Consider the following 12,627-nt stretch of genomic DNA (forward strand, 5'->3'; position numbering starts at 1 on the left):
CCGTGCGGGCGACCGGAGGATGACGGTTCATTTCGCCGCCGCCTGCTGTTTCTCGAGCACCGCGCGGAACGCCTTGTAGGAGGCCTGGTAGTAGGCCTTGCAGCCCTCCGGATCGACGAAGGCGTCGGCCTTGCCGGCGTCGAGCGCCTTCTTCTTGGCGTCGAGGCCGAAGAACCGGGTGTGGCTGGCCAGGAACACCTCGCAGGGCGCGTTCAGCCAGAACCGGTGGCTCTTCTCGTAGTCGGCGGCCATGCCGGGATAGGTCTCCGGCGCCGTGAGCCGGTAGCCCGGCAGCACGCTGGACGAGCAGTGGACCAGCGCCTGGCGCACCTTGCCCGCGACCCTCACCGGGAAGGTCCAGGTTGTGCAGCCCTTGGTGTGGCCGGGCGTGACGTGCGCCGTGAGCGTGACCCCGCCCAGGCTGACCTTCTGGCCGTCCTTCAGGATCACGTCGACCTTGGTGGGCTCGTACTCCCACTCCGGGCCCTTGAGGTAGGGGTCGCCCTTGCCGCCCGCCTCGATGATCGGGGCGTCGGGCGCGCTGACGTAGAGCCTGGCGCCCGGCGCGGCCTTCTTCAGCTCGGCCAGGCCCGCGGCGTGGTCGAAATGCTGGTGGCTGTTGACCAGCACCTTCACCTGCGCCGGATCAAAGCCCAGGGTGCGGATATTCGCCACCGCCTGCCGGCCGGTGATGGCGTCGCCGCCGTCGATGACGATCAGTCCGGCCCGCGTGGTCAGCAGGTAGGCCGCGTAGTCGGCCGCGCCGATATAGTAGAGGCCCTCGGCGATCCTGAACGGCGGATAGGCCGCGTTCTCGGGCGACGGCCCCTGCTGGGCGGCGGCGGGCAAATGAAAAGCGGCCGCCGTGACGGCGACCGCTCCCAGAATTCGCAGGTGTCCGGTCCGCACTAGCGGGGCGCCAGGATCATGATCATCTGGCGGCCCTCCATGCGGGGCTCGTACTCCACCTTGGCCACCGGTTCGAAGTCCGCCTTCACCTTCTGCAGCAGCTTCATGCCGAGCTCCGGGTGGGCCAGCTCGCGGCCGCGGAAGCGCAGGGTGACCTTCACCTTGTCGCCCTCCTCGAAGAACCGGTGCATCGAGCGGGCTTTGACTTCGTAGTCGTGGATGTCGATGTTCGGGCGGAGCTTGATCTCCTTGATCTCCACCACCTTCTGCCGCTTGCGCGCCTCGTTCTTCTTCTTCTGCTCCTGGAACTTGAACTTGCCGTAGTCCAGGATCTTGCAAACGGGCGGATCCGCGTTCGGGACGATCTCCACCAGGTCGAGGCCCGCTTCTTCAGCGGCCTCCAGGGCGGAGGACGTGGGCATCACGCCCTGCTTCTCACCGTGTTGGTCGATGAGCAGGACACGGGGAACGCGGATTTCATCGTTTATGCGCGGACCGTCTTTGACGGGCGGCGCCTGCATGGGGCGGCGAATAGGCGAGGCTCCTAGATCTGTTTAGACGAGCGGGTGGTTTCAACGCAAAACGCCGGCGCGCGCAGAGCGCTCCGGTCGTAGGTCAGTATATGCGTGACGGTTGACGCTCTATCAACCCGCGCCGGCGGTCTGCGGCAAGAGAGAGACGGCCGCCTGTGCCACCTTGGCCACAGGCATTTCCGAGAGCCTGTCAGCCTGCAGGACCAGCACCTTGCCGCGCGGCGCCGACAGCGAGGGGTCCGAGGCGCCGGAGAACAGCACCACGGTGGGCGCGCCGGACGCCGCCGCCAGGTGCAGCGGCCCGGTGTCGTTTCCCACCGCCAGGGCGGCCTTGGCGCCCAGGATCGCCACGCGGGCGAAGTCGGTCCGGCCGGTCAGGTCGCGGGCCCTGGGCACGGTGCGCTGGATGGCGTGGGCCAGCGCCGTCTCCTGCGGCCCGCCGATGATCACGATGTCGAAGCCGCGCGAATAGAGGATGCGGGCGAGCTCCGCATAGCGCTCCACCGGCCAGCGCTTCTCCGGCCGGTGCGCCGAGCCGCCGGGTACGAACATGACATAGGGCCTGGGCTTCACCGCGCCAGGCACCGGCCGCTCCGCCGGCAGGTGCTTCCAGACCCAGGACAGGTCCGGCGGCGGCGCCGTTCCGGGCGCGGTCGGGGCGTCGGGCCAGATTCCGGCGTACATCAGCTGGTCGGCCTGCCGCTCCAGGGTGTGCATGCTGTCGCGCAGCTTGTTCCGATGCGGCATGGAGCAGCCGAGCGCGACGCCCGACCACGGCGGCGGGCCGGGCCTGAGGATCTGGAAGATGCGGTTGGACTGGGCCGAGGTCTGGAGGTCGTAGACGCGGGCGTAGTTGGCGCCCTTCAGCCGGCGACGCAGGGCCATCCACTGCGGGAAGGTCTCCGGCCGCCCGTCGGTCTCCACTGCGTTGAAATAGGGGCACGACTTCGCCAGCGCCTCGAACGGCGGCGTGGTCAGCAGGGTGATGTGGTCCTTCCGGTGCGCCTCGCGGATCTTCTTCATGGCGGCCAGCGCCAGCACGAAGTCGCCGAGCGCGCCCAGCTTGATGACCAGGATCTTCTGTACGGCGCGGGGCATCAGGCGCGGGCCTCCAGCACCCGTTCGTAGGCCGCGAGCGTGGCCTCGCACATGGCGTCCACGGAATAGAGCTGCCGCACGCGCGCCTGCCCCTTCTCGCCCATCTCCAGCCGCTTGCCGTGGCCGATCCCGATCGCCGTGCGCAGGGCTTCGGCCCAGGCGTCGGCGTCGCCCGGCGGGACCAGCCAGCCGGTGACCCCGTCGACCACCGTCTCCACCGTGCCGCCGTGAGCCGAGGCGATCACCGGGCGGCCCATGGCCTGCGGCTCCACCGCGGCGCGGCCGAACGACTCCGGCTTCGTCGTCGGCAGGAGCGCCAGGTCGCTGAGGAGATAGGCCGCCGGCATGTCGTCGCAGTGGCCCACGAGTCGCACCTGGTCGGAAAGGCCCGCCCCGGCGATGGCGGCCTCCAGCTCCTCCCGGTAGCCGGTGCGGCCCTGGTCGTCGCCCGCGAAGAGGATCAGGAAGTCGTCGACCCCCTGCGCCTTCAGCTTCGCGGCGGCCTCGATGATCGTCAGGTGGCCCTTGATGCGGGTCAGCCGTCCGGCCAGCAGGATCTTGGTCCGTCCGTCCGCCTCGTCGATCCCCCAGGCCTTGCGGAGCCCCGCGACCCGGTCGGAGGTCACGAAGGCGGGGCTGAAGCGGTCGAGGTCCAGCCCGCGCGGGATGGTCACGATATGGTCGGCGGCCAGGCTGTGCTCGGCCAGCAGGTGGTCACGGGTATATTCGGAGTTGGCGATCACCAGGTCGCCGCGGGTCATCACCGCATTGTACCAGCGCTTCAGCGGCGAACCCGCCTTGTAGACCCCGTGGTAGGTCGCCACGAAGGGCGTGCCGGTCGCCTTGGCGGCCCACAGCGCCGAGAAGGCCGGGGCGCGGCTGCGGGCGTGCACCACGCTCACCTTCTCCGATCGGATCAGGTCCACCAGACGCGCGGCGTTGCCGAGGATCACCAGCGGGTTCTTCGACTGCACCGGCATCTGGGTCAGCCGCCCGCCGTCGGCCTCCAGGCGCGTCGCCATGCGACCGCCGCGGGTGGCGACCAGCGCGCGGCCGCCGGCCTTCACGACGGCCTGGGCCACGTCGATCGTGGTCTGCTCGGCGCCGCCGGTTTCCAGCTCCGGGACGACCTGCAGGAGGGTGAAGTCGGGCGGCAGGGGCACGCCCCCTGCATAGCGTGAAACGGGCCCTCGTAAACACCGCCGGCGCTGACGCGCGACGCGCCGCAGGCTATGAGCGCGGCATGAGCGAAGAGAGCGGTTACCTCGCGCGGCCCGACGGCGCGCGCCTGGCCTGGCGGCGGGTGGCGGGCGAGGGGCCCGCGGTGGTCTGGCTGGGCGGCTTCAAGTCGGACATGGCCGGGACCAAGGCCCAGGCTCTGGCCGACTGGGCGAGGGCCTCCGGCCGCGCCTATGTGCGCTTCGACTACTTCGGCCATGGCGAGTCCGATGGCGACTTCCGGGACGGGACGATCACCCGCTGGCGCGAGGACGCGCTCGCGGCGATCGAGGCGCTCACATCGGGCGAAACCGTGCTGGTCGGCTCCTCCATGGGCGGCTGGATCGCCTGCCTGGCGGCGATGGCGCAGCCGGAGCGGGTGAAGTCCATGGTCCTGGTGGCCCCCGCGCCGGACTTCACCGAGAAGCTGATGCGGCCGGAGATCCCGCCGGAGGGGCTGGCCGACCTCGCCCGCGACGGCGTGTGGCTCAGGCCCTCGGAGTACGGCGAGCCCTATCCGATCACCCGCGACCTGCTGGAGGACGGCGCCCGCTGGTCGATCCTGGAGGCGCAGGAGATCCCCATCGAGGTCCCGGTGCGCATCCTCCAGGGTGGAGAGGACCCGGACGTCCCCTGGACACACGCGCTGCAGCTCGCCAACGCCCTGAAGGGCCACGACGTGGTCTTCACCCTGGTGAAGGACGGCGACCATCGCCTGTCGCGGCCGCAGGACATCGCCCGCCTGGTCGCCGCCGTGGAGGAGCTCGCCTGAGGACGTCCAGCCCCTGGCGGGCCGCGCCCCTCCTGCTCTCGGCCGCGATCCTGTTCTGGGCCGGCAACTCCATCGCCGGGCGTGCGCTGGTGGGCGTGACCCCGCCCATGGCGCTGGTTTTCTGGCGCTGGGTGGTCGCCTTCCTGATCGTGTCGGCGCTCGCCTGGCGCGGCCTGGCCGAGGACCGCGAAGAGCTCATCCGGCGGTGGCCCACCGTGCTGGCGCTGGCCGCCACCGGCGTCGCCAGCTTCGGGGCCCTGCTCTACGTCGGCCTGCAGAATACGACGGCGCTGAACAGCCTCGTCGTCCAGGCCGCCATCCCGCCGCTGATCATGCTGTTCGCCTGGCTGGCCCTGCGCGAGCGGACCAGCCGCTGGCAGGTCGCGGGCGTGGCCCTGTCCCTGGTCGGCGTGCTCGTCGTGCTCTCCCGCGGACGGCCCTGGGACCTGCTGCACCTCGGCCTCAACCGCGGCGACGCGGTGGTGCTGGTCGGCGTGGTGCTCTACGCGGTCTATTCCCTGATCCTGCGCCGCCGCCCGCAGGTGCGGCCCATGAGCCTGCTGTGGGCGACCTTCGGGGCGGCGATCGTCCTGCTGGCGCCCTTCTACCTCGCCGAGATCGCGTCCGGCCGGACCATGGCCGTCACGCCGCAGGCCCTGCTGGGCATAGGCTATGTGGCGGTGTTCCCGTCCTTCCTCGCCTACCTGTTCTTCAACCGCGGCGTGGAGCTGATCGGCCCGGCGCGGGCCGGCCAGTACCTGCACCTCCAGCCGGTGTTCGGGGCCGTGCTGGCCGTCCTCCTTCTGGGGGAGTCCTTCCACCTCTTCCACGGCGCGGGCCTGGCCCTGATCGGCGCCGGCATCCTGCTCGCCGGCCGCGGGCCGAAGGTCTAGCCGCCCGCCGCCAGGATCGCCCGCAGCCCCTCGCGGTAGGTCGGATAGGCCGGCCGCCAGCCGAGCTCGGCCTTGGCGCGGGCGTTCGAGATCCGCTTGCTCTCGGCGTAGAAGCGCATCGCCTGCGGCCCGAGCCCGGCCTCCGCCAGGGGGATCTCCTGCGGGACGGGCAGGCCGAGCAGGCCCGCGGCGTAGGCCACCACGTCGGGGTTCGGCGCCGGCTCGTCGTCGCAGAGGTTGTATATCCCGCCGGCCCGGGGGGCGGCGATCGAGGCTTCGAGCCCCGTCGCCAGGTCGTCCACGTGGATGCGCGAGAATACCTGCCCGGGCGCCACGATCCGCCGCGCCTGTCCGGCGCGAAGCCGGTCGAAGGCCGAGCGGCCGGGGCCGTAGATGCCGGGCAGGCGGAAGACGGTGACGGTAAGTCCCATGCCGCGCCCCACCTCCAGCCAGTCGCGCTCGGCCCCGACGCGACGGGCGCCCTCCACCGACTGGGCGGCCAGCCGGCTGGTCTCGAACACCCAGCCGCCGCGGCGGTCGCCGTAGACCCCGGTGGTCGAGAGGTAGCCGGTCCAGTCCGGGAAGGCACCCGCGCGCGCCAGGGCGGGGACGAGGACCTGCAGGGCCGGGCAACCCTCCGGGCCTGGTGGGGCGGTGACCAGCAGGGCCTGGGTTCCGGCGAGCGCCTCGGCGATGGCGTCGCGGTCGCCGAGCGGCAGGGCGGTGACCCCGTCCGCGGCCAGCGCCGCCCCCGCCTCCGGCCTGCGGAAGGTGGCGGCCACGTCCCAGCCCTGCGGACGCAGGCGCCTCGCGAGCGCCCGGGCCGAGAAGCCGTAGCCGAAGACGAACAGGCGCAAGCGCTACTCCGCCGCCACGGCCCCGGCCTGGGCGGCCGCCGTGGCCGCGGCCCGCTCGGCGTTCCAGGCGGAGACGCAGGGGATCTTGGCCAGGTCCGCGCGGTCGGCGTAGCGCCGGGCGATCTCGGTCACCTCGAGCAGCAGGCCGTCCTCCAGGGTGATGGGGTCGAGGCCGTAGGACAGCAGCCGGCGGTTCTCGACGGCGAGGTCGTTCTCGTCGGCCTCCTGGCGCGGGTTGGGCAGGTGGGCGACCTCGGCGCCGGTCAGGCGGGCGACCATTTGGGCGAGGTCGCGCACCCGCCAGCACTCGGTCATCTGGTTCATCACCTTCACCCGCTCGCCGCGCTCGGGCGGATGGCTCAGCGCCAGCTCCACGCAGCGCACGGTGTCCTGGATGTTGATGAAGGCCCGGGTCTGCCCGCCCGCCCCATGCACGGTCAGCGGATAGCCCACCGCCGACTGCATCAGGAATCGGTTCAGCACCGTGCCGTAGTCGCCATCGTAGTCGAAGCGGTTGACCAGGCGCGCGTCCATCCGCGTCTCGGCGGTCTGGGTGCCCCAGACGATGCCCTGGTGCAGGTCGGTGACGCGGACCCGGTCGTTGCGGGCGTAGAACTGGAACAGCAGGGCGTCCTGGGTCTTGGTCATGTGGTAGATCGACCCCGGATTGGCCGGGTAGAGGATTTCCCGCGGGACCCAGCCCTCGGGCGTCTCCACCTTCACGGTCAGATAGCCTTCCGGGATCGCCATGCCGGCCGTGCCGTAGCCGTAGACCCCCATGGTGCCCAGGTGGGCCAGGTGGATGTCGAGCCCGCTCTCGACGATCGCCGCCAGGATGTCGTTGGTGGCGTTGAGGTTGTTGTCCACCGTGTAGCGCTTGTGGCGCGCCGACTTCATCGAATAGGGGGCCGCCCGCTGCTCGGCGAAGTGGACCACCGCGTCGGGCCGCCAGCCGGTCAGGAGGGCCAGCAGGGCGTCATAGTCCTTGCCGACGGTCAGCGGGTGGAAGCCGATGGTCCGGCCGGAGACCTCGGTCCAGGCCGCCAGCCGGGTCTCGATGTCGGCGATGGGGGTCAGCGAATAGGCCCCCAGCTCCGCGTCGATCCTGCGCCGGGACAGGTTGTCCGCGATCGCCACCTCATGGCCGCGCGCCGAGAGGTGGAGCGCCGTGGGCCAGCCGCAGAACCCGTCGCCGCCGAGGATCAGTACCCGCAAATCCGCCGCTCCCGTGCTCCCCGGATGAAAGGGCTAACGCACGGCAGGGCAATGCGGAAGCCTGAGTAGCTACAGCAGCTCCTGGATCGCCTTGCGGGCGGCGTCCTTCAGGTCCGCCCGCATGAGGGCGAAGGCGACGTTGGCGCGCAGGAGGCCGATCTTGTCGCCGCAGTCGTAGGTGGTCCCCTCGTACTCCAGGGCGTGGAAGTCCTGGGTCTTCATCAGGTTGGCCATGCCGTCCGTCAGCTGGATCTCGCCGCCCGCGCCGCGCTCCTGGGTGGCCAGCACCTCGAAGATCTCCGGCTGGAGGATGTAGCGGCCCGAGATGAACAGGTTGGAGGGCTCGGTCCCCGGCGCGGGCTTCTCGACCATGCCCGTCATCCGGTTCAACCGCCCCTCCTGGCCGTCCAGGGCGACGATGCCGTATTTGTGGGCCTCGCCCTCGGGCGCCGGCTCGACCACCACGATGTTGCCGCCGACCTTTTCGTAGGCGGCCACCGCCTGGGCGAGCGCGGCCGGCTCGGCCGCCATCAGCATGTCGGGCAGCATGACCGCGAAGGGCTCGTCGCCGATCACGTCGCGGGCGCACCACACCGCATGCCCGAGGCCCAGCGGGGCCATCTGGCGGATGAAGCTCATCTGGCCGGGCTCCGGCAGGTCGCGGCGGACGTCGGCCAGGATCTCGACCTTGCCCTTGGCCTCCAGGATGCCCTCGATCTCGGGGCTGGAGTCGAAATAGTCCTCGATGGCGCCCTGGCCGCGGCCGACGATGAACACGAAGTGCTCGATGCCCGCCGCCCGGGCTTCCTCGACGATATAGGACAGGATCGGACGGTCGACGACGTTCAGCAGGTTCTTCGGCGTGGTCTTGGCGCCCGGCAGCACGCGGGTCCCCAGGCCCGCCACCGGCAGCACCGCCTTGCGCACGCGTTTCGTCATCAACCCCTCCGACCTTGTTCCGTCTGCTGAAGCTTCGCCGTTCCGGCAGGCGCCATAACGCGGAGCTTCCGATCCCGATCCCCGCGAGGCGACTAGAGGAGCGGAGCCGCGAAATCCACAGCTCCCTGCGTCAAAAACTCACCCCCGGGGCGAGTTCACGATTTCGGGAAGACACGGGAGTGTGTAAGGTCCGGTCCTGTCGGGGGATAGTCCTCCAGGGGAGCCTTCCAATGAAACTGCGTATCCTGACTTCGGTCGCCGCCGCCGCCGTGATGGCTGTCGGCCTGTCTGCCTGCCAGCCGAAGACCGAAGAAGCGCCGGCCACCGGCACGGCCGCGGACGCCGCGGCGACGGCGCCGGACACCAGCGTGACCGTCACCACGCCGCCGGCCGACACCGGCGCGATGGCCACCACGCCGCCGGCCGACACCGGCGCCATGGCGACCACGCCTCCGGCTGACACGACCACCACGACCACGACGACGACGCCGGAACCGAAGTAAGACGTCGCAAGACGCCTGAACTGATCCGAGGCGGCCGCCCCTTCCGCAGGGGCGGCCGTTTTCTTTTGCGCCCTATTCGACCGTCACCGACTTCGCGAGGTTGCGGGGCTGGTCCACGTCGGCGCCCTTCTGGACGGCCACGTGGTAGGCCAGGAGCTGGATCGGCACCGACATCACCAGAGGCGCGATCAGCGGGTCGCAGCGGGGGGCCGTCACCACCACCTTGGCGCCGGCCGGCGCGTGGCGCTCGCCCTCGGGATCGGTGATGAACACCACCTGGCCGCCCCGGGCCATCACCTCGCTCATGTTCGAGGCCGACTTCTCGAAGTAGCTGTCGTACGGGGCCAGGATGACGATCGGCGTCTCCTCGTCCACCAGTGCGATCGGGCCGTGCTTCAGCTCCCCGGCCGCATAGCCCTCGGCGTGGATGTAGCTGATCTCCTTCAGCTTCAGGGCGCCTTCCAGGGCCAGCGGATACATCGGACCCCGGCCGAGGTAGAGCACGTCGGCGGCTTTCGAGAGGTCGTGGGCGACCCCCTGGACGGCCTCCTCCAGGTTGATCGCCTCCGCGATCAGGCGCGGCGCCTCGACGAGCACCCCGACCAGCCGCTTCTCCTCCGCCGCGTCGATCCTGCCGCGGGCCCGGGCGGCGGCCACGGCCAGCGCCGTCAGTACGCACACCTGGGCGGTGAAGGCCTTGGTCGAGGCCACCCCGATCTCCGGGCCGCAGTAGATCGGCCAGACCACGTCGGCCTCGCGGGCCATGGTCGAGCCCTGGGCGTTGACCACCACGGCGGTCTTCAGCCCCTTGTCCCGGCAGTAGCGCAGGGCCGCCAGGGTGTCGGCCGTCTCGCCCGATTGCGAGATCGCGATCATCAGGGTGTTCTCGCGCAGCGCCGGCTGCCGGTAGCGGAACTCCGAGGCCACGTCGACGTCCACCGGCAGGTCCGCCAGCGGCTCGATCAGGTACTTGCCGACCAGGCCGGCCAGGTAGGCCGTGCCGCAGCCGACCATCTGGATCCGCTCGATCCCGGCCAGGTCCACGCCCTCGAAGATGGTGACGCCGGCGACCATGTCGGCATAGGCCGCGATGGTCCGCTGGCAGCCCTCCGGCTGGTCGTGGATCTCCTTCTCCATGAAGTGGCGGTAGTTGCCCTTCTCCATGAGCGCGGGAGACTGCGGCACCACCTGCACCGGCCGGTCGACCGGCCGGCCGTCCTCGTCGAACACCCGCGCCGTGGCGCGGTCGATGGCCACGTAGTCCCCGTCCTCCAGGTACGCCACGCGGTTGGTGAACGGGCCGACCGCCAGGGCGTCGGAGCCCAGGAACATCTCGCCGTCGCCGTAGCCCACCACCAGCGGGGGGCCGCGCCGGGCGCCGAGCAGGAGGCCGTCCTGGCCCTCGATCATCACCACCAGGGCGAAGGCGCCGCGCACCTGGTCCAGGGTCGCTTTGAAGGCGTCCACGGGCGCCTTGCCGCTCTCCAGCTCGCGGTCGAGCAGCTGGGCCACCACCTCGGTGTCGGTGTCGGTCTCGAAGGCGCGGCCCTCGGCCTCCAGCTTCGCCTTCAGTTCGGCGAAGTTCTCGATGATCCCGTTGTGCACCAGGGTCACGCGGCCTGCCCGGTGCGGGTGGGCGTTGCCCTGGGTCGGCGGGCCGTGGGTGGCCCAGCGGGTGTGGCCGATCCCCACCGTGGCGACCAGCGGCTCGGCCGCCAGCACCTCCTCGAGGTTCTTCAGCTTGCCCGAGGCGCGGCGGCGCTGGATCCCCTGGTCCGTGAAGCCGGCGACCCCTGCGGAGTCGTAGCCCCGGTACTCCAGCCGCTTCAGGCTCTCGATCAGCCGTTCCTGCACCGGAGACGCGCCGACGATGCCGATGATACCGCACATGAGGCTTTGATTCCTTTGTGATAGAGGGCGAACCTGCGCTCACGCCTGTAACGCTGGGCCTTTAGCATCGGCTAAGCTGCCGGCCACTAAATCTGAGTTTCGGATCGTTTCGAGAGCAATCGATGAGCAAGCGCGCCTATTTCGGCACTGACGGCATCCGCGGCCAGGCGAACAAGCACCCCATGACGGCGGAAGTCGCGCTCAGGGTCGGCATGGCGGCGGGCAAGCTGTTCATGTCCAAGGACGAGCGCCGCCACCTGGTGGTGATCGGCAAGGACACGCGGCTGTCGGGCTACATGATCGAGCCTGCGCTGGTGGCGGGCTTCACCAGCGTGGGCATGGACGTGCGCCTGTTCGGGCCGCTGCCGACCCCGGGCGTGGCGATGATGACCCGCAGCCTGCGCGCCGACCTGGGCGTGATGATCTCCGCCTCGCACAACCACTTCGCCGACAACGGCATCAAGCTGTTCGGGCCCGATGGCTACAAGCTCTCCGACGAGCGCGAACTGGAGATCGAGGCCCTCATGGACCAGGGCCTGCAGGAGGGCCTCGCGACACCCGAAGGCCTCGGCCGCGTGCAGCGGATCGACGACTGCCAGGCCCGCTACGTGGAGATCGCCAAGGCGACCTTCCCCCGCCGGCTGAACCTCACCGGCATGCGGGTGGTGATCGATTGCGCCAACGGCGCGGCCTACAAGGTGGCCCCCGAGGCGCTCTACGAGCTGGGCGCCGAGGTCATCCGCATCGGTGTCTCGCCCAACGGCTTCAACATCAACGACGAGGTCGGCTCCACCCAGCCCGGCCTGATGCAGAAGACGGTCAAGGAATACCGCGCGGACATCGGCATCGCCCTCGACGGCGACGCCGACCGCTTGGTGATCTGCGACGAGAAGGGTCAGGTCGTCGACGGCGACCAGATCATGGCCCTGATCGCCGATCACTGGGCGAAGCGCGACCGCCTGACCGGCGGCGGCGTGGTGGCCACGGTGATGTCCAACCTGGGCCTCGAGCGCTACCTGGCCGCCCGCAAGCTGAAGCTGGAGCGCACCCAGGTGGGCGACCGCTACGTCATGGCCCGCATGCGCGAGGGCGGCTTCAACCTCGGCGGCGAGCAGTCCGGCCACATCATCCTGCGCGACTTCGCCACCACCGGCGACGGCCTGCTGGCCGCCCTGCAGGTGCTGGCCGTGCTGAAGGAGAGCGACCAGCCGCTGAGCGCGCTCGCCCGCCAGTTCGAGCCGGTGCCGCAGCGGCTGGAGAACGTCCGCTTCGCGGCCGGCAGGCCGCTGGAGAGCGAGCAGGTGAAGGCGGTTCTCGCCGACGCCGAGCAGAAGCTGAACGGTTCGGGCCGCATCGTGGTCCGCGCGTCGGGCACCGAACCCCTGATCCGCATCATGGCCGAGGGCGACGACGAGAAGCTGGTCAACCAGGTGGTCAAGGAGATCGCCGGCGCCGTGAAGAAGGCCGCCGCCTAGGGGCCTGCGCCGCCCCCGGCGGCCGAACACTGTCCCGTGATCCGGGGCGCCGTGGCGGCAACCCTACCCAAGTCTGAACGCTTGTGTCAGCATCGACACATGCTGCGCCGCTCGACCGGCGCAGGCGAACGAACAGGGTTGGAGGAAACATGCGGCGCGACCTCGCTTTCGGCGGGGCGGCGCGGCCGGTGGTCGGCAAGGGCGTAAGCTCTGTCGCCTGCCTGGCCTTCGTCGTTCTGCTGGCGCTCGCCTTCTGGGCCGGCGCGGTCTGGCTAGGGCAGCTCCTGATCCACCTGAGCTCCGGCGGCTTCTAGGCCGCCACCGC

Annotated in this window: 13 protein-coding genes; 5 read left to right on the plus strand and 8 right to left on the minus strand. The window is 70.6% G+C overall.

Going from position 1 to position 12,627, the window contains the following annotated elements; translation table 11 throughout:
* Positions 1-27 precede the first annotated feature (27 nt).
* The 4 genes from bla to V7Z97_RS05120 form a co-directional block, all read right to left on the minus strand.
* Positions 28-849, minus strand: a complete 822-nt coding sequence (gene bla, locus V7Z97_RS05105) for a subclass B3 metallo-beta-lactamase (protein WP_334161863.1) — start codon at positions 847-849, stop codon at positions 28-30.
* A gap of 59 nt (positions 850-908) precedes the next feature.
* The gene (infC, locus tag V7Z97_RS05110; RefSeq protein WP_257816266.1) at positions 909-1,430 is read right to left on the minus strand and encodes a translation initiation factor IF-3; all 522 of its coding nucleotides are present in this window, start codon (positions 1,428-1,430) and stop codon (positions 909-911) included.
* Positions 1,431-1,553: 123 nt separating this feature from the next.
* Positions 1,554-2,540, minus strand: coding sequence for a glycosyltransferase family 9 protein (locus V7Z97_RS05115; RefSeq protein WP_334161864.1), 987 nt, complete (start codon positions 2,538-2,540; stop codon positions 1,554-1,556).
* Positions 2,540-3,703, minus strand: coding sequence for a glycosyltransferase family 4 protein (locus V7Z97_RS05120; RefSeq protein WP_334161865.1), 1,164 nt, complete (start codon positions 3,701-3,703; stop codon positions 2,540-2,542). Before V7Z97_RS05120 ends, V7Z97_RS05115 begins: the two co-directional genes overlap by 1 nt.
* A gap of 80 nt (positions 3,704-3,783) precedes the next feature.
* Between V7Z97_RS05120 and V7Z97_RS05125 the strand changes: the two genes are divergently transcribed.
* Both V7Z97_RS05125 and V7Z97_RS05130 read left to right on the plus strand, forming a co-directional pair.
* Positions 3,784-4,530: an alpha/beta fold hydrolase gene (locus V7Z97_RS05125; RefSeq protein ID WP_334161866.1), complete on the plus strand. Its 747-nt coding sequence runs from the start codon at positions 3,784-3,786 to the stop codon at positions 4,528-4,530.
* A gap of 32 nt (positions 4,531-4,562) precedes the next feature.
* Positions 4,563-5,423 (plus strand): DMT family transporter, encoded by an 861-nt coding sequence (locus V7Z97_RS05130; RefSeq protein WP_334161971.1) that lies wholly within the window; start codon positions 4,563-4,565, stop codon positions 5,421-5,423.
* Here the strand turns inward: V7Z97_RS05130 and V7Z97_RS05135 are convergent.
* The 3 genes from V7Z97_RS05135 to V7Z97_RS05145 all read right to left on the minus strand — a co-directional run bounded on the left by V7Z97_RS05135 (position 5,420) and on the right by V7Z97_RS05145 (position 8,434).
* Positions 5,420-6,280: an SDR family oxidoreductase gene (locus V7Z97_RS05135; RefSeq protein WP_334161867.1), complete on the minus strand. Its 861-nt coding sequence runs from the start codon at positions 6,278-6,280 to the stop codon at positions 5,420-5,422. The two genes, V7Z97_RS05130 and V7Z97_RS05135, sit on opposite strands and share 4 nt — an antisense overlap.
* A 3-nt stretch (positions 6,281-6,283) precedes the next feature.
* Positions 6,284-7,495, minus strand: coding sequence for an NAD-dependent epimerase/dehydratase family protein (locus V7Z97_RS05140; RefSeq protein WP_334161868.1), 1,212 nt, complete (start codon positions 7,493-7,495; stop codon positions 6,284-6,286).
* 69 nt (positions 7,496-7,564) lie between these two features.
* A complete protein-coding gene (locus V7Z97_RS05145; protein WP_334161869.1) occupies positions 7,565-8,434 on the minus strand; it encodes a UTP--glucose-1-phosphate uridylyltransferase in 870 nt (289 codons plus the stop codon).
* 230 nt (positions 8,435-8,664) lie between these two features.
* On the opposite strand from V7Z97_RS05145, the gene V7Z97_RS05150 reads away from it, so the two are divergent.
* A complete protein-coding gene (locus V7Z97_RS05150; RefSeq protein WP_334161870.1) occupies positions 8,665-8,937 on the plus strand; it encodes a hypothetical protein in 273 nt (90 codons plus the stop codon).
* 72 nt (positions 8,938-9,009) lie between these two features.
* Here the strand turns inward: V7Z97_RS05150 and glmS are convergent, their stop codons facing one another.
* On the minus strand, positions 9,010-10,827 hold the full coding sequence (gene glmS, locus V7Z97_RS05155) for a glutamine--fructose-6-phosphate transaminase (isomerizing) (protein WP_334161871.1): 1,818 nt from the start codon (positions 10,825-10,827) through the stop codon (positions 9,010-9,012).
* Between the two features lie 122 nt (positions 10,828-10,949).
* Between glmS and glmM the strand changes: the two genes are divergently transcribed.
* Positions 10,950-12,302, plus strand: coding sequence for a phosphoglucosamine mutase (glmM, locus tag V7Z97_RS05160; RefSeq protein ID WP_334161872.1), 1,353 nt, complete (start codon positions 10,950-10,952; stop codon positions 12,300-12,302).
* 149 nt (positions 12,303-12,451) lie between these two features.
* Positions 12,452-12,616: a hypothetical protein gene (locus V7Z97_RS05165; RefSeq protein ID WP_334161873.1), complete on the plus strand. Its 165-nt coding sequence runs from the start codon at positions 12,452-12,454 to the stop codon at positions 12,614-12,616.
* The last annotated feature ends 11 nt before the right edge of the window (positions 12,617-12,627 follow it).

Origin of the sequence: Phenylobacterium sp. (assembly GCF_036821595.1) — a bacterium.
GTDB lineage: Bacteria > Pseudomonadota > Alphaproteobacteria > Caulobacterales > Caulobacteraceae > Phenylobacterium.

Excerpts from the sequence above, each read along its gene's own strand:
- infC (WP_257816266.1), bottom strand. The coding sequence starts at position 1,430 with ATGCAGGCGCCGCCCGTCAAAGACGGTCCGCGCATAAACGATGAAATC.
- V7Z97_RS05115 (WP_334161864.1), bottom strand. The coding sequence starts at position 2,540 with ATGCCCCGCGCCGTACAGAAGATCCTGGTCATCAAGCTGGGCGCGCTC.
- V7Z97_RS05125 (WP_334161866.1), top strand. The coding sequence starts at position 3,784 with ATGAGCGAAGAGAGCGGTTACCTCGCGCGGCCCGACGGCGCGCGCCTG.
- V7Z97_RS05145 (WP_334161869.1), bottom strand. The coding sequence starts at position 8,434 with ATGACGAAACGCGTGCGCAAGGCGGTGCTGCCGGTGGCGGGCCTGGGG.
- V7Z97_RS05150 (WP_334161870.1), top strand. The coding sequence starts at position 8,665 with ATGAAACTGCGTATCCTGACTTCGGTCGCCGCCGCCGCCGTGATGGCT.
- glmS (WP_334161871.1), bottom strand. The coding sequence starts at position 10,827 with ATGTGCGGTATCATCGGCATCGTCGGCGCGTCTCCGGTGCAGGAACGG.
- glmM (WP_334161872.1), top strand. The coding sequence starts at position 10,950 with ATGAGCAAGCGCGCCTATTTCGGCACTGACGGCATCCGCGGCCAGGCG.
- V7Z97_RS05165 (WP_334161873.1), top strand. The coding sequence starts at position 12,452 with ATGCGGCGCGACCTCGCTTTCGGCGGGGCGGCGCGGCCGGTGGTCGGC.